This window comes from Herbaspirillum sp. BH-1 (assembly GCF_002870055.1).
Classification (GTDB): domain Bacteria; phylum Pseudomonadota; class Gammaproteobacteria; order Burkholderiales; family Burkholderiaceae_D; genus Herbaspirillum; species Herbaspirillum frisingense.
Window position 1 is genome coordinate 141,661 of record NZ_PKOI01000011.1, and the last position, 22,897, is coordinate 164,557.

The 22,897-nt window shown below is 60.9% G+C and carries 29 protein-coding genes and 1 tRNA gene; 4 read left to right on the forward strand and 26 right to left on the reverse strand.

The annotated features are described in order from the left end of the window. Positions 1-32: 32 nt before the first annotated feature. Positions 33-1,118 carry a tyrosine-type recombinase/integrase gene (locus tag HBH1_RS15795; RefSeq protein ID WP_166758059.1) on the forward strand — a complete coding sequence of 362 codons (1,086 nt, stop codon included), beginning with the start codon at positions 33-35 and terminating at the stop codon, positions 1,116-1,118. Between the two features lie 22 nt (positions 1,119-1,140). Here the strand turns inward: HBH1_RS15795 and HBH1_RS24955 are convergent, their stop codons facing one another. The 7 genes from HBH1_RS24955 to petA all read right to left on the reverse strand — a co-directional run bounded on the left by HBH1_RS24955 (position 1,141) and on the right by petA (position 5,837). Continuing rightward, positions 1,141-1,554 carry a hypothetical protein gene (locus tag HBH1_RS24955; RefSeq protein WP_146012867.1) on the reverse strand — a complete coding sequence of 138 codons (414 nt, stop codon included), beginning with the start codon at positions 1,552-1,554 and terminating at the stop codon, positions 1,141-1,143. Between the two features lie 38 nt (positions 1,555-1,592). After that, positions 1,593-1,668, reverse strand: a tRNA-Thr gene (locus HBH1_RS15800). A 24-nt stretch (positions 1,669-1,692) separates the two neighbouring features. Beyond that, positions 1,693-2,187 (reverse strand): ClpXP protease specificity-enhancing factor, encoded by a 495-nt coding sequence (locus HBH1_RS15805; protein WP_102663542.1) that lies wholly within the window; start codon positions 2,185-2,187, stop codon positions 1,693-1,695. 135 nt (positions 2,188-2,322) lie between these two features. Beyond that, positions 2,323-2,934, reverse strand: a complete 612-nt coding sequence (locus HBH1_RS15810) for a glutathione S-transferase N-terminal domain-containing protein (protein ID WP_006461591.1) — start codon at positions 2,932-2,934, stop codon at positions 2,323-2,325. A 97-nt stretch (positions 2,935-3,031) separates the two neighbouring features. Continuing rightward, positions 3,032-3,796 carry a cytochrome c1 gene (locus HBH1_RS15815; RefSeq protein ID WP_102663524.1) on the reverse strand — a complete coding sequence of 255 codons (765 nt, stop codon included), beginning with the start codon at positions 3,794-3,796 and terminating at the stop codon, positions 3,032-3,034. A 23-nt stretch (positions 3,797-3,819) separates the two neighbouring features. Then, positions 3,820-5,226 (reverse strand): cytochrome b, encoded by a 1,407-nt coding sequence (locus tag HBH1_RS15820; protein ID WP_102663525.1) that lies wholly within the window; start codon positions 5,224-5,226, stop codon positions 3,820-3,822. A 2-nt stretch (positions 5,227-5,228) separates the two neighbouring features. Continuing rightward, a complete protein-coding gene (gene petA / locus HBH1_RS15825; protein ID WP_006461588.1) occupies positions 5,229-5,837 on the reverse strand; it encodes a ubiquinol-cytochrome c reductase iron-sulfur subunit in 609 nt (202 codons plus the stop codon). A gap of 292 nt (positions 5,838-6,129) precedes the next feature. Between petA and mscL the strand changes: the two genes are divergently transcribed. Next, positions 6,130-6,567 carry a large conductance mechanosensitive channel protein MscL gene (mscL, locus tag HBH1_RS15830; RefSeq protein ID WP_077236045.1) on the forward strand — a complete coding sequence of 146 codons (438 nt, stop codon included), beginning with the start codon at positions 6,130-6,132 and terminating at the stop codon, positions 6,565-6,567. 39 nt (positions 6,568-6,606) lie between these two features. On the opposite strand, the gene HBH1_RS15835 is transcribed toward mscL, so the two are convergent. Next, positions 6,607-7,371 carry a Nif3-like dinuclear metal center hexameric protein gene (locus HBH1_RS15835; protein WP_102663526.1) on the reverse strand — a complete coding sequence of 255 codons (765 nt, stop codon included), beginning with the start codon at positions 7,369-7,371 and terminating at the stop codon, positions 6,607-6,609. A gap of 41 nt (positions 7,372-7,412) precedes the next feature. Between HBH1_RS15835 and HBH1_RS15840 the strand changes: the two genes are divergently transcribed. Beyond that, on the forward strand, positions 7,413-8,594 hold the full coding sequence (locus HBH1_RS15840; protein ID WP_006461585.1) for a Do family serine endopeptidase: 1,182 nt from the start codon (positions 7,413-7,415) through the stop codon (positions 8,592-8,594). A gap of 17 nt (positions 8,595-8,611) precedes the next feature. Further along, positions 8,612-9,301: a DUF2461 domain-containing protein gene (locus tag HBH1_RS15845; protein ID WP_102663527.1), complete on the forward strand. Its 690-nt coding sequence runs from the start codon at positions 8,612-8,614 to the stop codon at positions 9,299-9,301. An 88-nt stretch (positions 9,302-9,389) separates the two neighbouring features. On the opposite strand, the gene tatC is transcribed toward HBH1_RS15845, so the two are convergent. The 18 genes from tatC to HBH1_RS15935 all read right to left on the reverse strand — a co-directional run bounded on the left by tatC (position 9,390) and on the right by HBH1_RS15935 (position 22,582). Next, complete coding sequence (gene tatC / locus HBH1_RS15850) at positions 9,390-10,163, reverse strand: twin-arginine translocase subunit TatC (protein WP_006461583.1); 774 nt, start codon at positions 10,161-10,163, stop codon at positions 9,390-9,392. A gap of 42 nt (positions 10,164-10,205) precedes the next feature. After that, positions 10,206-10,733 (reverse strand): Sec-independent protein translocase protein TatB, encoded by a 528-nt coding sequence (tatB, locus tag HBH1_RS15855; protein ID WP_102663528.1) that lies wholly within the window; start codon positions 10,731-10,733, stop codon positions 10,206-10,208. Between the two features lie 126 nt (positions 10,734-10,859). After that, positions 10,860-11,072, reverse strand: coding sequence for a Sec-independent protein translocase subunit TatA (gene tatA / locus HBH1_RS15860; protein ID WP_006461581.1), 213 nt, complete (start codon positions 11,070-11,072; stop codon positions 10,860-10,862). A gap of 70 nt (positions 11,073-11,142) precedes the next feature. After that, positions 11,143-11,523: a histidine triad nucleotide-binding protein gene (locus HBH1_RS15865; RefSeq protein ID WP_006461580.1), complete on the reverse strand. Its 381-nt coding sequence runs from the start codon at positions 11,521-11,523 to the stop codon at positions 11,143-11,145. A 35-nt stretch (positions 11,524-11,558) separates the two neighbouring features. Next, positions 11,559-11,897, reverse strand: a complete 339-nt coding sequence (locus HBH1_RS15870) for a phosphoribosyl-ATP diphosphatase (protein ID WP_006461579.1) — start codon at positions 11,895-11,897, stop codon at positions 11,559-11,561. After that, entirely contained in the window at positions 11,894-12,397 is a 504-nt protein-coding gene (hisI, locus tag HBH1_RS15875) for a phosphoribosyl-AMP cyclohydrolase (protein ID WP_102663529.1), read from the reverse strand. The genes HBH1_RS15870 and hisI overlap by 4 nt, the downstream gene beginning before the upstream one ends. Next, complete coding sequence (gene hisF / locus HBH1_RS15880; protein ID WP_006461577.1) at positions 12,394-13,158, reverse strand: imidazole glycerol phosphate synthase subunit HisF; 765 nt, start codon at positions 13,156-13,158, stop codon at positions 12,394-12,396. The genes hisI and hisF overlap by 4 nt, the downstream gene beginning before the upstream one ends. 1 nt (position 13,159) lies before the next feature. Then, positions 13,160-13,957: a 1-(5-phosphoribosyl)-5-[(5-phosphoribosylamino)methylideneamino]imidazole-4-carboxamide isomerase gene (gene hisA / locus HBH1_RS15885; protein WP_039874008.1), complete on the reverse strand. Its 798-nt coding sequence runs from the start codon at positions 13,955-13,957 to the stop codon at positions 13,160-13,162. 77 nt (positions 13,958-14,034) lie between these two features. Then, positions 14,035-14,673, reverse strand: coding sequence for an imidazole glycerol phosphate synthase subunit HisH (gene hisH / locus HBH1_RS15890; RefSeq protein ID WP_077236049.1), 639 nt, complete (start codon positions 14,671-14,673; stop codon positions 14,035-14,037). Positions 14,674-14,741: 68 nt separating this feature from the next. Continuing rightward, the gene (gene hisB / locus HBH1_RS15895) at positions 14,742-15,338 is read right to left on the reverse strand and encodes an imidazoleglycerol-phosphate dehydratase HisB (RefSeq protein ID WP_102663530.1); all 597 of its coding nucleotides are present in this window, start codon (positions 15,336-15,338) and stop codon (positions 14,742-14,744) included. 66 nt (positions 15,339-15,404) lie between these two features. Then, positions 15,405-16,511: a histidinol-phosphate transaminase gene (gene hisC / locus HBH1_RS15900; protein ID WP_102663531.1), complete on the reverse strand. Its 1,107-nt coding sequence runs from the start codon at positions 16,509-16,511 to the stop codon at positions 15,405-15,407. Continuing rightward, positions 16,492-17,316 (reverse strand): DNA-methyltransferase, encoded by an 825-nt coding sequence (locus HBH1_RS15905; protein WP_006461572.1) that lies wholly within the window; start codon positions 17,314-17,316, stop codon positions 16,492-16,494. Before HBH1_RS15905 ends, hisC begins: the two co-directional genes overlap by 20 nt. Positions 17,317-17,320: 4 nt before the next feature. Then, on the reverse strand, positions 17,321-18,637 hold the full coding sequence (gene hisD, locus HBH1_RS15910) for a histidinol dehydrogenase (RefSeq protein WP_102663532.1): 1,317 nt from the start codon (positions 18,635-18,637) through the stop codon (positions 17,321-17,323). A 49-nt stretch (positions 18,638-18,686) separates the two neighbouring features. Continuing rightward, on the reverse strand, positions 18,687-19,337 hold the full coding sequence (hisG, locus tag HBH1_RS15915; RefSeq protein ID WP_006461570.1) for an ATP phosphoribosyltransferase: 651 nt from the start codon (positions 19,335-19,337) through the stop codon (positions 18,687-18,689). A 26-nt stretch (positions 19,338-19,363) separates the two neighbouring features. Beyond that, a complete protein-coding gene (gene murA / locus HBH1_RS15920) occupies positions 19,364-20,614 on the reverse strand; it encodes a UDP-N-acetylglucosamine 1-carboxyvinyltransferase (RefSeq protein ID WP_102663533.1) in 1,251 nt (416 codons plus the stop codon). Between the two features lie 9 nt (positions 20,615-20,623). Then, positions 20,624-20,860: a BolA family protein gene (locus tag HBH1_RS15925; RefSeq protein WP_006461568.1), complete on the reverse strand. Its 237-nt coding sequence runs from the start codon at positions 20,858-20,860 to the stop codon at positions 20,624-20,626. 40 nt (positions 20,861-20,900) lie between these two features. Then, positions 20,901-21,665: an ABC transporter permease gene (locus HBH1_RS15930; RefSeq protein ID WP_102663534.1), complete on the reverse strand. Its 765-nt coding sequence runs from the start codon at positions 21,663-21,665 to the stop codon at positions 20,901-20,903. Continuing rightward, the gene (locus HBH1_RS15935; RefSeq protein WP_077236287.1) at positions 21,662-22,582 is read right to left on the reverse strand and encodes an ABC transporter ATP-binding protein; all 921 of its coding nucleotides are present in this window, start codon (positions 22,580-22,582) and stop codon (positions 21,662-21,664) included. The genes HBH1_RS15930 and HBH1_RS15935 overlap by 4 nt, the downstream gene beginning before the upstream one ends. Positions 22,583-22,897 lie beyond the last annotated feature (315 nt).

The window sequence follows — 22,897 nt, forward strand, 5'->3', positions numbered from 1 at the left end:
CGGATGGAAACCAGCTGCAATAGGGGCGTAATATGGGCCGCAAGCCGTCAAAAAACTCAAACCTTCCAAGGGGCATGCGTGCACGTGTACAACGTAGCGGCACCATCTACTATTACTACGAAATCGGGGGTGAGACGAGAAAAGAAATCTCGTTGGGCTCTAATTACGTCGAAGCCGTTCGCAAATGGGCGGAGCTGGAAGCAGCTCCGCCGGTCATCGTTACGAAGGTAGTGACTTTTCGCTATGCATGTGAGGTGTACCAAAAAAAGTACCTGATCGAGAACGCACCGAAGACCCGCGAGGAGAAGTTGCGGCAGCTTGAAACACTGTTAGAGTTCTTCGACAATCCACCCGCACCTCTCGCTGAAATAAAGCCTATCCATGTCAAACAGTTCCTCGCCTGGCGAGTGCAGCGCACGCAAGAATCTCTGCGCAAGAAAGGCGAAGCCGTAGAAGGTAATGAAGGCCGCGTCGCAGCAAATCGCGAAAAATCGCTTATCTCGCACATCTGGAATGCAGCACGTGCCGAAGGATTGACCGACCTCCCCAACCCATGCGCGGGGATCAAATCATTCCGTGAAGTTGGGCGCGATACATACGTCTACGATGATGCATTCCAGGCTGTTTGGGAAAAGGCGGACCTACCTACTCGGGAGGCGATGGATCTAGCCTATCTGACAGGTGGTCGTCCTGCGGATCTATTGAAGATAGATGAAATGCACTTGCGCGATGGTGACATCGAGATTCGGCAGAACAAGACCGGCCATAAGTTACGGATCGCCATCAAAGGTGAACTCTCCGCCCTGATCGACCGTATTCGAGCACGAAAACGTGCGATAACAGGAGTGGTGGTATCCACCAAACTCTTAGTAAACGAGGAAGGCCAGCCACTGAGCAAATACGCTTTGAGGTTCAGATTCGATGCGGCGCGCTCGGCCGCGGGACTTAGCGGGCACGAATTCCAATTCCGAGATCTGCGCGCAAAGGCTGCGACCGATAAAACTGACAAGACCAAAGATATTCGCAAGGCTCAGCAGCAGCTTGGGCATACCAGTATCACGATGACGGAAACATACGTCAGAAAGAGACGGGGTCACAAGGTCTTGCCCACCAAATAAACAAGCCGCCATGATTGGCGGCTTATTTTTTCTCTGCAGAGGTGCTTTTGCCAGGGTTCTCCAAGTTCCAAACATGAAGAATGGCCCATGCTATCGCGTGGGCAATAGCCGCTTCAGCCGAAATAAAAATGCCAGAGATCGACTCGGCCAGTAGTTTTGTCAGCTCACCGCTTCGGACTACGATCTCTCCCGTGCGCCATTTACCATCATCCGCACATGAGACGGTCACGCGATAGCAATTTGGGGACGTCGAACTGCTCAGCTCAAAAATTTCAGTTTGCATTTCCTGACACCAATGAAGAGCCAAACGCTCAACTTTCTTGCAAAAATAATCGCACGAAAATGTCAGGATGTCGTGCAAAAGATTACGCGAGTGTTTTTCGACAACATGCGCTAAGTGTAAAAATTGCGAAGCAAAATCGGAATTGCGAAGCAAAATAAAAAGGCTCTCCGGTCGGAGAGCCTTTTAAATACTGGTGCTGGCTGCAGGACTTGAACCCGCCACCCCCTGATTACAAGTCAGGTGCTCTACCAGATGAGCTAAGCCAGCAAAACTTGAGCCCGCGATTATAGCCTACTTGATCCGGGTCAGTACAGGTCGCCCACCTTTTTTCGGTGGTTCCGGATCGTCATCGTCCTTTGAGCCAGTATCTGCAGACTTCTTCTCGGGTTCGGAAACGGGGACCGAGGACAGTGCCGGGGCTGGGGCGACGATTTCAGACACAGGTGCGTCCTGAGGATTGTCCTCACCAGCGGCAACCGGGGCTTCAAAGGCCATGCCCTGGCCGTTTTCACGGGCATAGATGGCGATGACGTTTTCTACCGGGATCATGATGTCGCGCGAGACACCGCCAAAGCGGGCGCTGAAATGGATGCTGTCGTTCTCCATCTTCAAGCCGCTGGTGGCCTCGAAGCTGATGTTCAGTACGATCTCGCCATTCTTGACGAACTGCATCGGCACGCGCGTGCGGCTGTCGACGACCACGGCAATGTGCGGCGTATAACCGTTGTCGGTGCACCACTCGTAGATGGCGCGCAGCAGGTAGGGCTTGGTGGAGACTTCTTGCATGACTATGTGGTGTGCGATGCGCGGCATGCCCGCATCTGCCGGCTGAGCCGGGGTGAAACTGCAAATCGGACTGCAGGTGGAACACGCTGCGCGCCCATGAATGGCAGACGCGCAGCGGATACTCCGGAATGCGGCTTAACGACGCATCACCTTCTCGGACGGGGTCAGCGCCTCGATGTAGGCCGGACGCGAGAAGATGCGCTCGGCATACTTCATCAGCGGGGCAGCAGTCTTGGACAGCTCGATACCGTAATGATCCAGGCGCCACAACAGCGGTGCCAGTGCCACGTCCAGCATGGAGAACTCGTCACCCAGCATGTACTTGTTCTTCAGGAACAGCGGTGCCAGTTGGGTCAGGCGGTCGCGAATCTCGTTGCGCGCCTTCTCCTGGTTCTTTTCGGCAGCCTTGGACTTTTCGTTTTCCAGCGTGTGCACGTGGACGAACAGTTCCTTTTCGAAATTGAACAGCATCAGGCGGGCACGGGCGCGCATCAGCGGGTCGGCCGGCATCAATTGCGGATGCGGGAAACGTTCATCGATGTATTCGTTGATGATGTTCGATTCGTACAGCACCAGGTCACGTTCGACCAGGATCGGCACTTGGCCGTAGGGGTTCATGACCGAAATGTCTTCCGGCTTGTTGAACAGGTCCACGTCGCGGATCTCGAAATCCATGCCCTTTTCGAACAGGACGAGACGGCAACGTTGCGAAAATGGGCAGGTCGTGCCCGAGTAGAGAACCATCATTTTTTCAGAGCCCTAAAAACAAAAGGGGGGCGAGACGCATAACGCTCACCCCGGTACGCAATTCCGCAAAACCGCGCGGATACGTGATTGTACGTTTTTACTTGATGTTCTTCCAATAGGACGCGTTCAAACGCCACGCCAATACCGAGAAGATGCCCAGGAACAACAGAACCCAGACCCCAAGTCGCTTGCGCGTATTCTGCGCCGGCTCACCCATCCATTGCAAATAGGCAACGAGATCGGCGACGTTGTTGTCATATTCCGCCGTGCTCATCTTGCCGGGCTTGACCTGCTCGAAGCCGGCAAACTTGTGGGTGGTCTTGTTGGCGTCGTGGGGATCCTTCTCATCGACGAACTTGGCCTTGCGGATTCCTTGCAATTCCCACAACACATGAGGCATCCCGACGTTGGGGAAGAGCATGTTGTTCCAGCCGGTGGGACGACTGTCGTCCGTATAATAACTGCGCAGGTAGGTATAAATCCAGTCCGGACCGCTGCCCGCCTCCGAGGCCTTGGCACGCGCAATCACCGACAGGTCCGGTGGTGCGGCGCCAAACCAGGCCTTGGCATCCTGCGGCGACATCGAAATCTTCATCAGGTCGCCGACTTTTTCCCCGGTAAACATCAGGTTGTTCTTGATCTGGTCCTCACTCAGGCCGATATCACGCAGGCGGTTGTAGCGCATCGCGGAGGCCGAATGGCAATTCAGACAATAATTCACGAACAACTTGGCACCGTTTTGCAACGACGACACGTCCTTGGTCCGGTCCGGGGCGTGATCCAGCGGAAAGCCCCCTTCGTTGGCGCAGGCCAGCGCTGGCAGCAAGGCCAGCGCGGCAATCACTTTCTTGAGCAATGTCATGTTCTTGTCCTTTGGCGGCTGGCTTAGTGCGGGTGGTAGACGACGCGCTCGGGAACCGTCTTGAAGGTACCGGCAGCACTCCACCAGGGCATCAGCAGGAAGAAGCCGAGGTAGATGAAGCTGCACACCTGCGAGACGGTGGTGCCGATGGCCGTCGGAGGTTGCACGCCGAGATAGCCAAGGATGACGAAGGCGATGCCAAAGACCAGGTACACATATTTATGCCAGCTTGGGCGGTAGCGGATGGACTTGACCTGTGACTTGTCCAGCCACGGCAGGCCGCCCAGGATCACCACCGACAGGCCCATCAGGACCACGCCCCAGAACTTGGCGTCGAACACCAGCATGCCGGCAATGATCACCAGACCGATGACGATGGCAGCGATCTTCAGTTTTGCGGTCAGGCGCGACTTGATGACCAGCAGTGCCACGTAGGCTGCCACGCCAGCGATGAGCCAGCCCATGAAGTCCGCCGTGGTCGCACGCAGGATCGAGTAGAACGGCGTGAAGTACCACACCGGGGCGATGTGCGGCGGGGTCTTGAGCGAGTCTGCCGGGATGAAGTTGTTGTATTCCAGGAAGTAGCCGCCCATTTCAGGTGCGAAGAACACCACCGCCGAGAACACCATCAGGAAGATCGACACGCCGAAGATGTCATGCACCGTGTAGTAGGGATGGAACGGCACGCCGTCCAGCGGCACGCCATTGGCATCGGTCTTTTCCTTGATTTCCACGCCGTCCGGGTTGTTCGATCCCACTTCGTGCAGCGCGATGATGTGGGCGACCACCAACCCGATCAGCACCAGCGGAATGGCGATCACGTGGAAGGAGAAGAAGCGGTTCAGGGTGGCGTCGGAAACGACGTAGTCGCCGCGGATCAGCAGCGACAGGTCAGGGCCGATGAAGGGAATGGCACCAAACAGGTTCACGATCACCTGCGCGCCCCAGTAGGACATCTGTCCCCAGGGCAGCAAGTAACCGAAGAATGCTTCACCCATCAGGCATAGGAAGATCCCCACGCCGAACAGCCACACCAGTTCACGCGGCTTGCGGTAGGAGCCGTACAACAGGCCCCGCACCATGTGCAGGTAGACCACGATGAAGAAGGCGGAAGCGCCGGTGGAGTGCATGTAGCGCACCAGCCAGCCCCAGGGTACATCGCGCATGATGTATTCGACCGAGGCGAAGGCCAGGGTGGCATCCGGCTTGTAGTGCATCACCAGGAAGATGCCGGTGACGATCTGGATCACCAGCACCAGCAGGGCGAGCGAACCGAAGATGTACCAGAAGTTGAAATTCTTCGGTGCGTAGTATTCGGACAGATGGGCTTTCCAGGTAGCGGTCAGTGGAAAGCGGGAATCGACCCAGTTCAGGGCCTTGGCTGCGACCGGCGCGTCATCCGGCAGCTTCTTTTCGTGAAATGCTCCCATGATCAGGCCTCCCCTTTCTCGTCCTTGCCGATGACGAGCTTGTTTTCGCCTTCAAACATGTAGCGCGGGACCTGCAGGTTGTCCGGCGCCGGCTTGTTCTTGTACACGCGTCCAGCCAGGTCGAAGGTCGAGCCGTGGCACGGGCACAGGAAACCGCCGTGCCAGTCGTCCGGAAGCGAGGGCTGGGGGCCGCTCTGGAAGCGCGAACTGGGCGAGCAACCCAGGTGCGGGCAGATACCCACCACGACCAGGATGTCTTTGCGCAGGGAACGCCACTCGTTGAGGGCGTAGTCGGGAGTTTCGGAGAAATCGGTGCGCTTGGAATTGGGATCGGCCACCTCGCCATCGGTCTTCTTGAGGGACTCGATCATTTCGGGTGTACGCTTGAGAATCCAGACTGGCTTGCCGCGCCACTCGACGGTGCGCATCTCACCGGGAACAAGTGAAGAAATATCCACTTCCACCGGTGCACCCGCAGCCTTGGCACGTTCAGAAGGTTGCAGGGTGGAGACAAACGCTCCAGCGGTGGCCAAACCCGCTACACCGCCGGCCGCACAAGTCGCAACAAGCAAACCTCGTCGACTTGCGTCGACCTGATTCTCGTCAGTCATAAAGACCCCAATCTCCAAATGTAAGTTAGCGTGGACCTTCTAAGTGACCCTCATGCAACTTTTCGATTATATATAAGCTGAATAGGGTTTTGTAGCTAACGGCCGGTATGGTACAGGCTGGCAAAAATCGACATTTGACGCAGCGCAACCCATTGTCAATCTGCTCTTTTTATCGGTTTTCTTGCAGTGCGGCGTCAGCGCTTGTCCGATTTACTTTTGACGGCGGGCAGGATATAACCCGTTGTAAGCCCGCCTCATGTTTAAACAGCAACTTTCAAAGGAGAAACCAGGGATGAGCATGCTCAAGGATTTTCGCGCCTTCGCGATCAAGGGAAACGTGGTCGACCTGGCCGTCGGTGTCATCATCGGGGGAGCCTTCGGCAAGATCGTCAGTTCGCTGGTGGAGGATATCATCATGCCCCTTGTCGGCAAGATCTTCGGCGGCCTGGATTTCGCGAACTACTACCTGCCCCTCAACGGCCAGGCCTACGGCATGCCGCTGGCCGAAGCCAAGAAGGCCGGCGCCGTCTTTGCCTATGGCAACTTCCTGACCATCCTGATCAACTTCCTGATCCTGGCGTTCATCATCTTCCAGATGGTCCGCGCCATCAACAAGGCCCGCGACTTGGCCAGCAAGCATGAGGAAGCCGCACCGGCGGCCCCCGCACCGACACCCGAAGATGTGCTGCTGCTGCGCGAAATTCGCGATTCGCTCAAGAAGCAGGGCTAAGCGCCGCGCCGGGACAAGCCGCCGCGCAGGGCAGGCAGCCTACACCGGATTGTCGATGTCGATGAAACGGTGCTCGATGCCGAAGTGCGCCGCCACATGTTCACCCAGAGCCTGGATGCCGTAACGCTCGGTGGCATGGTGGCCGGCGGCGAGGTAGAGGGTGCCGGTCTCGCGTGCCAGATGCACGGTCGGTTCGGATATCTCCCCGCTGATGTAGACCGAAGCACCGGCGTCGATCGCGTCTCCCAGCATGCCCTGCGCTGCGCCGGTGCACCACGCCACCTTGCCCACCGGCTGCTGCGGATCACCGATCAGCAGTGGCATGCGGCCCAGGCGCTTTTCGATCAACATCACCAGATCGGCAGCCGTCTTCACCGACGACGCATGGCAACGTCCGATCCAGCCGATATCGTTCTCGCCGAAGCGGCCGGTGGCTTCAAAGTCGAGTCGCTTGGCCAGTTGCGCGTTGTTGCCCAGCTCCGGATGTGAATCCAAGGGCAGGTGATAGCCGAAGAGATTGATGTCATGCGCCAGCAAGAGCTTGAGGCGGCGCTGTTTCTGACCGATCACGCGCATATCTTCACCGCGCCAGAAATAGCCATGATGGACCAGGATGGCATCAGCCTGCCAGTCCCTGGCTGCTTCGATCAAGGCCAGGCTGGCGGTGACGCCACTGACCACGCGGGCAATCGTGGTGCGCCCTTCCACCTGTAAGCCGTTTGGGCAATAATCGCGGTATTGCGCCGCGTTAAGCGTCTGTCCCAGATATGCCGAGAACTCATCTCTGTTAATGTGGCGGGTCATCTCTTCCTCATCCGATTTCGAATCAATACCAAGAATTCTTTATGCGACGTTTATGGCTGTTGTTTGCACAGACCGTGACAGTAGGTCTGGCCGTGTGGTTCATTGTAGCGACCTTGAAGCCGGACTGGCTGTCCGGTTCCTTCAGTTCGCGTGCAAGGCCCGCCCAGTCCACGGTCCAGATGCAGGAAGCCACGCCCAATGCACCGGCCCTCGACTCCTATCGCAACGCCGCGCGCCAGGCCATGCCATCGGTGGTGAACATCTTCACCACCACCGAGGCACGCCCTCAGAAGAGTCCGTTCCAGAATGATCCGTTCTTCCGCAAGTTCTTCGGCGACCAGTTCGATGAGCAGCAGCAGGACGACAAGCAGTCCAGCCTCGGTTCTGGCGTGATCGTGAGCCCGCAGGGCTACATCCTCACCAACAACCACGTGGTGGAAGCGGCGGACAAGATCGAAGTGGCCCTGGCCGACGGTCGCAAGGCCAGCGCCAAAGTGGTCGGTATCGATCCCGAGACCGACCTGGCGGTCATCAAGATCGACCTGCCCAACCTGCCGGCCATCACCCTGGGCCATCCGGAAAACAGCTCGGTGGGCGATGTGGTACTGGCCATCGGCAATCCCTTCGGCGTGGGGCAGACGGTCACCATGGGCATCGTCTCGGCGCTGGGCCGCAACCACCTGGGCATCAATACCTTCGAGAACTTCATCCAGACCGATGCCGCCATCAACCCCGGCAACTCCGGCGGTGCACTGGTCGATACCAATGGCAACCTGCTGGGCATCAATACGGCGATCTACTCGCGCACCGGCGGCAATCTGGGTATCGGCTTCGCCATCCCGATGTCGACCGCCAAGACGGTGATGGAAGCCATCATCAGCCATGGCCAGGTGGTGCGCGGCTGGATCGGCGTGGAGCCGCAGGACATCACACCGGAACTGGCCGAGAGCTTCGGACTGGGCAAGAAGACCGGCGCCATCATCGCCGGCGTACTCAAGGGCGGCCCTGCTGATCGCGCCGGCATGCGTCCGGGCGACATCCTGGTGAGCATCGACGGCAAGGTCGTGGCCGATACCACCGAAATGCTCAACGTCATCGCCCAGCTGACGCCGGGCCAGGAAATCGCCATGACGGTACTGCGCAAGTCGCAGGAAACCAAGCTGAACATCACCGTGGGCAAGCGGCCGCCGCCGCCCAAGAGCGATGACAGCGACGAAGAATAAGCGAGGAGAAGCCATCCATGCATGTGCGTGACCTGATCCAGTTCCTGGGTGAACTGTCCGAGAACAACAACCGCGCCTGGTTCGTGATGAACAAGCCGCGTTACGACATCCTGCGTGAGGAATTCCTGGCGCTGACCATCAAGCTGATCGCCGAGATCAGCAAGTTCGATCCGGCCATCGCCGGTTGCAATCCGAAGAAAGCGCTGTTCCGTATCAATCGTGACATGCGCTTCTCGCACGACAAGCGTCCCTACAAGACACATTTTTCGGCGGCCATCACGGCCAGCGGACTGAAGAAGCCCAGCCAGGGCGGCGGCCCGGCCTACTACTTCCACATCAACGAAGCCGGCCAGTTGCTCATCGCCGGGGGCGAGTACATGCCGCCGACACCGCGCCTGCGCGCCATCCGCAACCGCGTCGTGGAAGATGCGGCCGGCTTTACGAAGATGCGCAAGAACAAGAAGCTGACGACCGCCTATGGTGACCTGCAGGAGGAAGGGAAGCTGCAACGTCCACCCAAGGGCTTCGATCCGGCCGGTCCCAATATCGAATATGTGAAGCTGAAGAGCTTCATCGTCTGGTCCGAAGAAGATATCCGCAAGAAGATCCCGGCCGACCTGGGCAAGCACGTGCTGGAGGGTTTCAAGAATGCCTATCCGCTGGTGCAGTGGCTGCGAGATATCCCGCTGGTGAGCACAGAGGAGTAATCCAACGCCTCACCGCATGTACCAAAGACAAAGCCCGCTTCATCAGCGGGCTTTGTCTTTGGGTTGTCATCAGCGTCTGCGCGCCGGCCTACTCCGGGGAGGCGGTACTGCTGGGCTCGGCATCCGGCGCACGCGTGGCACGCTCGAAGATGGGCGCGACCAGCAGGCCGACTTCATAGAGCAACACCAGCGGCACGGCCAGCATCAACTGGCTCATCACATCGGGTGGGGTGACCACGGCGGCCACGATGAAAGCGCCGACGATGACGTAAGGGCGAATCTGCTTCAGCTTGGCCAGCGGCACCAGCCCCATGCGCACCAGCACGATCACGATCACCGGCACCTCGAAGGTGACACCGAAGGCCACGAACATGGTCAGCACGAAGTCGACGTAGCTGTCGATATCGGGCGCTACCGAGACCGACTTGGGTGCGAAGTTGTTGATGAACGGGAAGACCACGCCGAACACGAAGAAATAGCAGAACGCAACACCGGTCACGAACAGCAGCGAAGACGAAATCACCAGCGGCGCGATCAGGCGCTTTTCATGCGCATACAGGCCGGGAGCGACAAAGGCCCACAACTGGTAAAGCACCCACGGCAGCGAAATCAGCACGGCCACCAGCATGGTGACCTTGATGGGGATCAGGAAAGGGGTGATGACGCCGGTGGCGATCATCTTGCTGCCAGCGGGCAGCGCATGGATCATCGGTGCAGCCAGCACGTCGAAGATATGGGCCGCGAACGGCATCATGCACAGGAACACCACCAACACCACCGCAGCCGCCTTGACGATGCGACTGCGCAGTTCGATCAGGTGCGAGATGAAGGTATCTTCGGCCTGGGTGTTTTCTTCAGCCATGGATTCGGAGCATTCTGATGAAGTGAGACGCGCTGCGCCAAATTAGAAGAAACCGGCCGACTTGCCCACGCCTACCGGGCGGCGGTACTTGGCCACGCGGGCGGAGGCAGAGATCACGCGGGTCCTGTGGCCGCTCTGGTGCTTGTACCAGGCCGGGACCCCGGTGGTGCGCGAGAGCTTCTTGCGACGGAAGGCCTTGGCCTTGATCGCCAGCAGCGACGGGTCGGGATTGCGCTTCCAGCTGCTGCCACTGCTGCCGTCACCGTATTCATCCGAACTCTCATCACCGCCATTCCAGGCCGCGTTGATTGAGGATTCGGTGTCGGACATGCTCTTGTGAATGCTGTTGCTGACGTCGCTGGCCGCATCCTGCACGTCCTTCTGCATCTTGCGCAGCTCGTCGAGTTCCATCTCGCGGCTGACCTCGGACTTGACGTCGTTGATGTAACGCTGGGCGCGCCCGAACAGGGTGCCGGCCATGCGCGCCACCTTGGGCAGACGCTCGGGGCCGATCACGACCAGCGCGACCACGCCGATCAAGGCCAGCTTGGTAAGGCCGATATCAATCATGAGTCTGTGTGGACATTAAGAGGACAGCGATGGCGCCTGTAGCGCCTCGAAGACCGGGTTGCCTGCACCGCAGGAGCACAGGCACCCCGAAGCACCCGCCAACCAGGCCGGGCGGACGCCAGCAGATCAGCTGCCGGACTTGTCTTTTTCCTTGGCCTGCACGTCGATGGCGGCTTCCTTCTTGGCCTCTTCTTCGCCTTCGCCGCCCTTGACGCCATCCTTGAAGCCCTTGACTGCCTTGCCCAGGTCGGAACCCATGTTGCTGAGCTTCTTGGTGCCGAAGACCAGCATCACGATCACCAGAACAATCAGCCAATGCCAAATACTGAACGAACCCATTCTCTTCTCCTAAGCGGACATCCCTGCCCTGTGTACGAACAAACCTGCCGGCCCCCGGGCCGGCGAATCCTCATTGTTGCACGAACCGTACCCGCCACGGATGGGGGCCGCCGATGACGTGCATGTGCAGATGGTACACCTCCTGGCCACCATCCGGTCCGGTGTTGATCAGGGTCTTGAAACCACCGGTGGGCTGGCCCTCGGCATCCAGCCCGTAGCCGCAGCCCTGCTCTGCCGCCAGGCGCGGCGCCAGGGCCAGCATCTTGCCCAGCAGTTCGACATGCTGCGCGCCGCAATCGGCCAGCGTGGCCACATGCTGGCGCGGGATGATCAGGAAATGCACCGGCGCCGCCGGGTTGATGTCGTGAAAGGCGATCAGGTCCTCGTCCTCGTAGATCTTCTTCGAGGGAATCTGGCCTGCCGCGATCTTACAGAAAATGCAATTATCCAACGCCGTACTCCTGGGAAACACGGTATGAGGGGAAGTCAATCCTTGCGAGCTGCCTTTTCTTCCAGGCCGGAGAGGCCTTCGCGCCGCGCCAGTTCATTGAGCACATCCTGGGGCTGCAGGTCGAACTGGGCCAGCAACACCATGGAATGGAACCACAGGTCCGCACATTCGTAGAGCACCTTGGACTTGTCGCCGGAGACACGGGCATCCTTGGCCGCCATCACGGTTTCGGTGGCCTCCTCGCCGATCTTCTTGAGGATGGCGTCGTCGCCCTTGGCGAACAGCTTGGCGACGTAGGATTTCTCTGGATTGCCGCCATTGGCCAGCTTGCGCGACTCGATGACTTCGGCCAGTCGCTTCAGGGTTTCACTCATGATGGGGTCTTGTCGCTGTCGACTGGCTTGGGAATGCTCTTGCGCACGCGCTTGGGCTTGGCCGGGGCCGGCTCTGCGGCCGTGGCAGCAGGACCGCCACCGGCGCCAGGAGCCAGGTCCTTGAGGACGGGCTCGACCGTGACCCATTCGCCGCTGTCGGCACTGCCTTCGAACTTCTGGAAAAAGCAGGAATGACGACCGGTGTGACAGGCGATGCCAGCGACCTGCTCGACCTTGAGCAGCACCACGTCTTCGTCGCAATCCAGGCGAATCTCGTGCACCTTCTGGAAGTGACCGGATTCCTCACCCTTGTGCCACAGCTTCTTGCGCGAGCGGCTCCAGTAGACCGCCTGGCCGATCTCGACGGTGCGCGCCAGCGCCTCGCGATTCATCCAGGCGAACATCAGTACGTCATTGCTGCCGACTTCCTGGGCGATCACCGGCACCAGGCCGACTTCGTCCCATTTGACCTTGTTGAGCCATTTGGCGCTGATACTCATGCCAGCCTCATGGAAATGTTCTGATCGGCCATGAAGCGCTTGGCTTCCTGCACGGTGTGCTGGCCATAGTGGAAAATACTGGCGGCCAGGACCGCGTCGGCCTTGCCCTTGGTGATGCCATCGGCCAGGTCCTGCAGGCCACCCACGCCGCCGGAGGCGATCACGGGGATGCTGACCGCTTCCGAGACGGCGCGGGTCAGGTCCAGGTCGAAGCCGCTCTTGGTACCGTCGCGATCCATGCTGGTCAGCAGGATTTCGCCCGCGCCCAGTTGCGCCATCTTGCGCGCCCATTCGACCGCATCCAGGCCGGTCGCCTTGCGACCGCCGTGGGTGTAGACCTCCCACTTGCCGTCACCGGCGCGCTTGGCGTCGATGGCCACCACGATGCACTGCGAACCGTACTTGCTGGCGGCATCGGCCACCAGTTGCGGATTGGTCACGGCCGAGGTGTTGATGCCGACCTTGTCGGCGCCGGCATTGAGCAGGCGGCGCACGTCTTCGACGGCGCGCACGCCGCCCCCAACCGTCAGGGGGATGAAGACCTGCGAGGCCACGGCTTCGATGATGTCCAGAATCAGGTCGCGGCCATCGGAAGAAGCGGTGATGTCGAGGAAAGTCAGTTCGTCGGCACCCTGGTCGTCATAACGACGGGCGATTTCGACCGGATCGCCGGCATCGCGCAGTTCCAGGAAGTTGACGCCCTTGACCACGCGACCAGCGGTCACGTCCAGGCAAGGGATGATGCGTTTAGCAAGGGCCATGTTATTTGCTGCCGGACAGGCGGTTGGCTTCCAGTTCGCGCGTCAGTTCATCGGCGCGATCCTGGCCGCTGCGCAGATCCAGCGTACCTTCGTAGATGGAACGACCACAGATGACGGCTTCGATGCCTTCATCCTCGACGCGGCACAGGGCTTCGACGTCGCCCACATGGTGCACGCCGCCCGAAGCGATGATGGGGATGGTCACCGCCTGCGCCAGGCGCACAGTGGCTTCGATGTTGACGCCGCCCATCATGCCGTCGCGGCCGATGTCGGTGTAGACGATGGCTTCGCAGCCATAGCCTTCGAACTTCTGCGCCAGGTCTACCACTTCGTGGCCGGACAGTTTGCTCCAGCCGTCGGTGGCGACCTTGCCGTCCTTGGCGTCCAGGCCGACGATGATCTGGCCCGGGAAGGCGCTGCAGGCGTCATGCAGGAAGCCGGGGTTCTTCACCGCGGCGGTGCCGATGATGATGTAGGACAGGCCATCGTCCAGATAGCGCTCGATGGTATCGAGGTCGCGGATACCGCCACCCAGTTGCACCGGGATTTCCTCGACGTCGTTTTCCTCGGCGAAGCTGGCGACCGCCTTGAGGATGGCCTTGACCGCCGCCTCGTTCTTGGGCTTGCCGGCAAAGGCGCCATTCAGGTCGACCAGGTGCAGGCGACGCGCGCCCTGCCTGAGCCAGTGCAGGGCCATTTCCGCCGGATCTTCGGAGAAAACGGTGGCTTGTTCCATATCACCTTGTTTGAGGCGTACGCAATGACCGTCTTTCAGGTCGATGGCGGGTATGAGCAGCATGGCTAGGGGATGACTAGTCAGTAAAAGAGAAGGGTTGTCGACGATCAGCTACGAGGTTCTTGCCTGAAAGACAAAAATCAAGGTTTCCAGTGTACGAAATTCCGATACAGCTGCAAACCCGCCGCGGCACTTTTTTCCGGGTGGAACTGGGTTGCAAAGATATTATCGCGGGCCACGGCACAGGCGAACTCGCGGCCGTACGGCGTCTGGCCGACCACATGGGCGGTCTCGGCCGGTACGGCGTAGTAGCTGTGGACGAAATAGAAGAAGGCGTTGTCGGCAATGCCTTCCCACAGCGGGTGGGCGCTGGTCTGGTGGACATGGTTCCAGCCCATCTGCGGGACCTTGAACAGCGATCCATCGTCCTGGCGCACGCCTTCCAGCTCGAAACGTACCACCTTGCCGGGCAAGAGCCCCAGGCCGGGGGTGTCGCCTTCTTCACTCCAGTCGAACAACATCTGCTCTCCCACGCACACGCCGAACAGCGGCTTGGTGCGGGAAGCCTCGATGACGGCGTCCTGGACACCGGATTCACGCAGGCTGCGCATGCAATCGGGCATGGCACCCTGGCCAGGCAGGACCACGCGGTCGGCGGCACGGATATCGGCGACCTCGCCGGAGATACGCACATCGGCTTCAGGCGCGACATGGCGCAGCGCCTGCGCCACCGAGCGCAGGTTGCCCATGCCGTAATCGACTACAACAATTTTATTCATGGCGAAAATGATCGATGCTCACGCACCGGTAGACCCAGATGATTTAGCGATACCCAGCGGACGACAGCTTACAGGCTGCCCTTGGTCGACGGAATCGTACCAGCAGCCCGCGGATCGAGTTCGACGGCCATGCGCAATGCGCGACCGAAGGCCTTGAACACGGTCTCGGCCTGGTGGTGGGCATTGAAGCCACGCAGGTTGTCCACGTGCAGGGTCACCTGCGCATGGTTGACGAAACCGTGGAAGAACTCGCTGGTCAGGTCCACATCGAAGGAGCCGATCATCGAACGGGTAAAGGGAATATGGTATTCCAGGCCGGGACGGCCGGAAAAATCGATGACCACCCGCGACAGGGCTTCATCCAGCGGCACATAGGCGTGGCCGTAGCGGCGGATGCCCTTCTTGTCGCCGATGGCCTTGGCGAAGGCCATGCCCAGAGTGATGCCCACGTCTTCCACCGTATGGTGCGCGTCGATGTGCAGGTCGCCCTTGGCGTGGATATCCAGGTCGATCAGGCCATGGCGGGCGATCTGGTCCAGCATGTGGTCCAGGAAGGGAACGCCGGTATCCAGCTTCTGCTGGCCGGTCCCATCCAGGTTGATCGCAACGCGGATCTGCGTCTCGTTGGTGTTGCGGACGACTTCCGCGGTTCTCGGTGTAGACATGGTCAGGGTTAGACGGGGTTCTATCGTTGGGTGATGCCTGGGGGATTGCCTTGGCGCCGCCGTCCTCTACAGGTCGCGCAGTGCCGCTTTCAGGGCCGTCAGGAAGAGACTGTTTTCCTCTTCCGAGCTGACGGTAATGCGCAAACAGTTTTGCAGCAGTACATGCATTCTACCGGCATTTTTCACAAGTACCTTGCGCGCCAGTAAAGCGGCGAAGACTTTATCGGCATCCGGGACGCGGATCAAGATGAAATTGGCCGCCGACGGGAACACCTGCACCCCGTCCAGCGCCGCCAGTTCGGCCGCCAACGCACCCCGCGCCTGGCGCAGGCGCGCCGCCTGCCCTTCCAGCACCTGCAGGTGATCCAGCACGAACAGCGCCGCCGCCTCGGTAAGGAGGTTGACGTTGTAGGGCGGGCGGACCTTGTCCAATTCCCGCAACAGCGCCGGCGCGGCCGCCAGGTAGCCCAGGCGCACCCCCGCCAGGCCCAGCTTGGAAACGGTGCGCATGACGATCAGGTTGTTGTGCTGGGGCAATGCCGGCATCAGCGTGGAGGCGGCAAACGGCTGGTAGGCCTCATCCACCACCACCAGTCCGTAGGGGGCGGCGGCCTCGACGATGCGCAACACGTCGGCCATCTCATAGAGCGTGCCGGTCGGATTGTTCGGATAACCGAGCCAGGTCACCACCGGCTTGTGTTCCGCGATGGCGGCCAGCATGGCCGGCAGATCCAGCGTCAGATCCGCGCGCAGCGGCACGCCCACGTAATCCAGCCCGGCCATCCTGGCCGAGACGCCATACATGACGAAACCCGGTTCCGGCGCCACGATGGTCCGACCGGGAATGGCACAGGCCACCGACAGCATGGTGATCAGCTCATCCGATCCATTGCCCAGCAGCACGTCGTAACCCGCCGGCACGCCCAGGCGATCGCAGATGGCGGCCTTCAGGCGCGTATAGGACGGCACCGGATAACGGTTCAGCTCCAGCGCGGCCAGTCGCTGCGCCAGTTCCTCGCGCAATGCGGCCGGCAGCACGTAGGGGTTTTCCATCGCATCGAGCTTGACCATGCCTTCGGCCGAGGGCACGTGATAGGACTGCCAGCCCCGCACCACGGGGCGAATCACATTGGCCACCACGGCTTCGGCGCTATCAGGCTTGGAGGGATTCATCATCTTGGCTCGCAGGGGCCAGCGCATCCAGGCGCTGGCGGATCAGTTCGCAATAATCGGGATTGAGTTCGAAACCGGTGAAATGGCGCCCGCAGCGTCGCGCCGCCACCGCCGTGGTACCGCTGCCCATGAAGGGATCGAGCACCACCCCGCCCGGCGGACAGGACGCCTTGACCATGCGCTCCACCACTTCCAGCGGCTTTTGCGTGGGATGGTCGGCGCGCTCGCGGTGCTCGCGATGCAGGCGCGACACGCTCCACACATCCTTGGGGTTGTAGCCCATCTCCAGCCACTTGGCGCCGACGAAGATGGAGCGTGAACGCGCCTTCTTGGTCTGGGCATCGTAGGGGATGCGGATCGCATCGAGGTCGAAGAAATAATCCTTGGCCCGGGCGAAGAAACCGATGGTGTCATGCACCGACGAATAGCGCCGGGTACTGCCGCCCATGGAAGGCACGCGGCGGTCCCAGATGATCTCGTTGATCATCATCATGCGCTGCTTCAACATGACGAAAATCTCCGGCGAATTACGCCAGGTGAGGAAGATGTAGAGACTGCCGTTGGCCTTCAGCTTGGGCAGTGCGGCATCCACCCACTGCTCGGTCCAGGCCAGGTAGGCCGCCGTATCGAGCTTGTCGGAGTCGTTGCCGTAGTCCTTGCCCAAGCCATAAGGCGGATCGGCGATGAGCAGATCGATGCTGCCATCGGGGATGCGCGCCAGTCCACCCACGGCGTCCAGCGCATCCTCGCAATGCACGCGGTCCAGCCAGCCGTCGCCTGCACAGGAGTCGATGGCCGCCGTCATGGGGTCACTTCTTCAGCCGCAATTCAGCCGAGCGGGCGTGCGCCTGCAGGCCTTCGCCATAGGCCAGTTCAGCGGCGATCCTGCCCAGCGTCTGCGCGCCCTCTTCCGACACGCGGATCACGCTGGAACGCTTCTGGAAGTCATACACCCCCAGCGGCGAGGAGAAACGCGCGGTCCGCGAGGTCGGCAGCACGTGGTTGGGTCCGGCGCAGTAGTCGCCCAGCGACTCGGACGAGAAACGTCCCAGGAACATGGCACCCGCATGACGGATCAGGTCGGCCCACTGCTGCGGCTCCTGTGCCGAAATCTCCAGGTGCTCGGCGGCGATCATGTTGGCGATCTCGCAGGCCTCTTCCATGTCGCGCACCTTGACCAGGGCGCCACGGTCGGTCAGCGAGGTACGGATCACTTCCTTGCGCGGCATCTCGTCCAGCAGGCGGTTGATCGAGGCCTCGACCTTGGCGATGTAGTCGGCATCCGGACAGAGCAGGATCGACTGCGCCAGTTCATCGTGTTCGGCCTGCGAGAACAGGTCCATGGCGATCCAGTCGGGATCGGTGGCACCGTCGCAGATGACCAGGATTTCCGAGGGACCGGCGATCATGTCGATGCCCACCACGCCGAACACCCGACGCTTGGCAGCGGCCACATAGGCATTGCCGGGGCCGACGATCTTGTCCACCTGGGGAATGGTCGCCGTACCGTAGGCCAGCGCACCGACCGCTTGCGCGCCGCCGATGGTGAAGACGCGATCCACGCCCGCAATGGCCGCGGCGGCCAGTACCAGCTCATTCTTCACGCCATCCGGCGTGGGCACGACCATGATCACTTCCTGCACACCCGCCACCTTGGCGGGAATCGCATTCATCAACACCGACGAGGGATAGGCCGCCTTGCCGCCCGGCACGTAGATGCCCACACGGTCCAGCGGCGTGACCTTCTGGCCCAGCTCGGTGCCATCGGCTTCGCGGTAGAGAAAGCCGTCGGAACCGCATTCCTTCTTCTGGCGCTCATGATAGGCACGCACGCGATCGGCGGCGGTCTGCAGCGCATGGCGGCGCGCCTCGGGCAGGCCAGCCAGTGCCGTCTGCAGCGCTTGCTTGCCGATTTCCAGGGCGGCCACGGACGCGGCCTGCACGCGGTCGAAACGCTGCGTGTATTCCAGCACGGCGACATCGCCACGCGCCTTCACGTCGGCCAGGATGCCGGCCGCGGCGCGATCGATGGCCTCGTCCTCGCTGGCTTCGAAGGCCAGCACGGCCGACAGCTTGTCACGGAAGCCGGCGTCGGCGGAATCGAGTTTTCGGATGGCAATGCTCATGGTCTCACCTGCTCTGCGAGGAAATCTGGGGTCGTTGGAATGACGGGTATTACTTGGCCTTGGACGCCTTCTCGAAGGCGTCGAGGATGGGCTGCAAGCGCTCGCGCTTCAACTTCAGCGCGGCCTGGTTGACCACCAGGCGCGAGGAGATATCGATGATGTGCTCGACCTCCACCAGCTTGTTGGCACGCAGCGTGCCACCGGTGCTGACCAGATCGACGATGGCATCCGACAGACCCACCAGCGGACCCAGTTCCATCGAGCCATACAGCTTGATCAGGTCCACATGCACGCCCTTGGCGGCGAAGTGCTCGCGTGCGGTCTTGACATACTTGGTCACCACCCGCAGGCGCGCACCCTGGCGCACCGCGCTGGCATAGTCGAAACCTTCCTGCACCGCCACCGACAGGCGGCACTTGGCGATGTTCAGGTCGATCGGCTGGTACAGGCCTTCGCCGCCGTGTTCCAGCAGCACGTCCTTGCCGGCCACGCCGAAGTCGGCCGCGCCGTATTGCACATAGGTCGGCACGTCGGAAGCGCGCACGATGATCACCCGCACGTCAGGATCATTGGTCGGCAGGATCAGCTTGCGCGACGACTCCGGGTCCTCGGACACGGTGATGCCGGCCGCCTTGAGCAGCGGCAGGGTCTCTTCGAAGATGCGGCCCTTGGAGAGCGCCAGCGTCAGTTGTTGGGTCATGATGTTGTACTTTTCAATCCGAAAACTTATTTGATGCGCTGGATGTCCGCCCCGATGGCCGACAGTTTGGCTTCCATGCGGTCGTAACCACGGTCGAGGTGGTAGATGCGCTCCACCACCGTCTCGCCCTGTGCAGCCAGGCCGGCAATGACCAGCGAGGCCGAGGCACGCAGGTCGGTAGCCATCACCGGCGCGCCGATGAATTTTTCCACGCCGGTGACGATGGCGGTGTTGCCCTCCACATCGATGGCCGCGCCCAGGCGGTTCAATTCCTGCACGTGCATGAAACGGTTCTCGAAGATGGTCTCCGTGACGTGGCTGGTGCCTTCGGCGATGCAGTTCAGCGCCATGAACTGCGCCTGCATGTCGGTCGGGAAACCGGGGTATTCGGTGGTGCGGAAACTCACTGCCTTGGGCCGACGTGCCATCTGGATACGAATCCAGTCCTCGCCCGAGGTGAGGATGGCACCGGCGTCGCGCAGCTTGTCCAGCGCAGCGTCCAGCAGCCCGGCGCGGGTGCGCTGCAGGGTCACGTCCCCGCCAGTGGCAGCCACGGCACACAGGAAGGTACCGGTTTCGATGCGGTCGGCGATCACCTGGTGCGAGGCGCCGTGCAGCTTGTCCACGCCCTGGATCACCAGGCGGTCGGTACCGATGCCTTCGATTTTGGCGCCCATCTTCACCAGCAGCTGGGCCAGATCGCCCACTTCAGGTTCGCGCGCGGCGTTTTCCAGCACCGTCTCGCCATCGGCCAGGACTGCCGCCATCAGCAGGTTTTCGGTACCGGTGACGGTGATCATGTCGGTCACGATGCGCGCACCCTTGAGGCGCTTGGCCTTGGCGTGGATGTAGCCGCCCTCGATATGGATCTCCGCACCCATGGCCTGCAGGCCCTTGATGTGCTGATCCACCGGCCGCGAGCCGATGGCGCAGCCACCCGGCAGCGAGACCTTGGCCTGGCCGAAGCGGGCCAGCAGCGGACCCAGCACCAGGATCGAGGCGCGCATGGTCTTGACCAGTTCATAGGGCGCTTCGGGGCGGGTGATGTCGTTGCCGTTGAGCACCATCTCCTCGCCGTTCTCGCGCACACGCAGGCCCATCTGCTTCATCAGCTGGGTAATCGTGACCACGTCCTGCAGGTGCGGCACATTGGTCAGGTGCAGATCATCGGCCGTCAGCAGACCCGCGCACAGGATGGGCAGGGCGGCATTCTTGGCGCCGGAAATGGTGACATCGCCGGAGAGGCGCTTGCCGCCACGGATCAGGAGCTTGTCCATCGTATTGCCTTATTTCTGGAATTCTTCGGGGGTCAGCGTCTTCATCGACAGCGCGTGGATTTCTTCGCGCATGCGGTCACCCAGGGCGGCGTAGACCAGCTGGTGACGCTGGATCAGGCGCTTGCCGGTAAAGGCATCGGCGACGATGACGGCGGTGAAGTGCTGGCCGTCGCCCTCCACTTCGAGGTGCTGGCACTCCAGGCCGGCGGCGATATAGCTTTTGACGAGTTCGGGGGTGGGTAGCATGGTGAGGCTCTTCACAGGAATAGGGGGAATGCCGGCGGGCTCAATGCGAACCGGCGCGCAGCTTGTAACCGCTCTTGAGCATGCGCACGGCCAGCGTGGACAGCACCACGAAGAACACGGCGACGATACCGAGGCTGGTCATGGGGGGAATGTCGGACTGACCGAAGAAGCCGTAGCGAAAGCCATCGATCATATAAAAAAACGGGTTGAAATGCGATACCGCCTGCCAGAACGGGGGCAGCGAGTGTATCGAATAGAACACGCCGGCCAGGAAGGTCAGCGGCACGATCAGGAAATTCTGGAACGCCGCCAGCTGGTCGAACTTCTCGGCCCAGATGCCGGCTATCAGGCCCATGGTCCCCAGGATGCCCGCGCCCAGCAGCGCAAACACCAGGATCCACAGCGGCGCCACGAAGTCCAGATGGCCGAACCAGACCGTCACCACGAACACGCCGGCGCCCACCATCAGGCCACGCACCACGGCCGCCAGCACATAGCCACCGAACATTTCCCAGTGCGACAGTGGCGTGAGCAACACGAACACCAGGTTACCGGTGATCTTGGACTGGATCAGCGAGGACGAACTGTTGGCAAAGGCATTCTGCAATACGCTCATCATCACCAGGCCGGGCACCAGGAAACCGGTGTAGTTCACGCCCGGATAGACCTGCACGCGGTCCTGCAGCACATGGCCGAAGATCAGCAGATAGAGCAGCGCCGTCACCACCGGGGCCGTGATGGTCTGGGTGGCAACCTTCCAGAAACGCAGGATTTCCTTGTAGAAAAGGGTACGGAAACCGATCATTTTTCATCTCCCATGATCTGGATGAAGACGTCTTCCAGGTCGGCCTGTTGCAACTGCAGATCGTCGATCTCGGCGCCGGCGGCGCGCAGCGTGGCCAGGATGGGTTCGACTTCCTTGTAGTCATTCACGCGCAGCGTGTACTTGTTGGCAGTGTTGCCGGCGAGCAGTTCTTCCGGATGCGTCACCAGCGCCTTGAGGCCGTCCGGCAGCGCGCTACGCTTGAGCTTGAGCACCATCTGCGAGCCCGAGATGCGGCGGATCAGGCCCTCGGTCGAATCCAGCGCCACCACCTGCCCGAACTTGAGCATGGCGATGCGATTGCACAGCGCCTGCGCCTCTTCCAGGTAGTGCGTGGTCAGCACAATGGTATGGCCTTCGCGGTTAAGGCGACCGATGAAATGCCACAGGGTCTGGCGCAGTTCCACGTCCACGCCGGCCGTGGGTTCATCCAGCACGATCACCGGCGGCTTGTGCACCAGCGCCTGGGCCACCAGCACGCGGCGCTTCATGCCGCCCGACAGGGCGCGCATATTGGTATCGGCCTTGTTGGTGAGGTCCAGGTTTTCCATGACCTCGTCGATCCACTTGTCGTTGTTGCGCAGGCCGAAGTAACCGGACTGCATGCGCAGCGTCTCGCGCACCGTGAAGAAGGGATCGAACACCAGTTCCTGCGGCACCACGCCCAGCTTCATGCGGGCCGCGCGATAGTCGCTGACGACGTCGTGACCGTGAATGGTGACCGAACCGGAATCAGCCCGGTTCAGGCCGGCGATGATGGAGATCAGCGTGGTCTTGCCGGCGCCGTTGGGCCCGAGCAAGCCGAAGAACTCACCTTCCTCGATTGCCAGCGAAACGCCGCCCAGCGCCTGCAGCGACTGGTAACGCTTCTTGATGTCTGTGATTTGGAGAGCGGCCATTGCCTCGCCCATTCGATACGTTATTTGCCAGAAAGAAATGAGGGAGCGGGAATCCACCAGGAATCCCTCACCCGCCTCGCCCTGGCCCCGTGCCGCCTGCCGTCCTGTAGGGGAGGTACGGCGGTGACGCAGCCATGTTGTCGTTATGCCATCGCGGTCAGGCCGCAGATCGCTGGTATTCAGGTTTTGCCGGGCTCAGGTGAAGCCACGTTCAAGGGAGGAAAATCCGGTGCACGAGGCCGCAAGCGCGCCTGCAAAACATTCGATTATAGGGGAATTCGATTTTCCGGGCCGCCGCGGGTCATCCGCACCGGC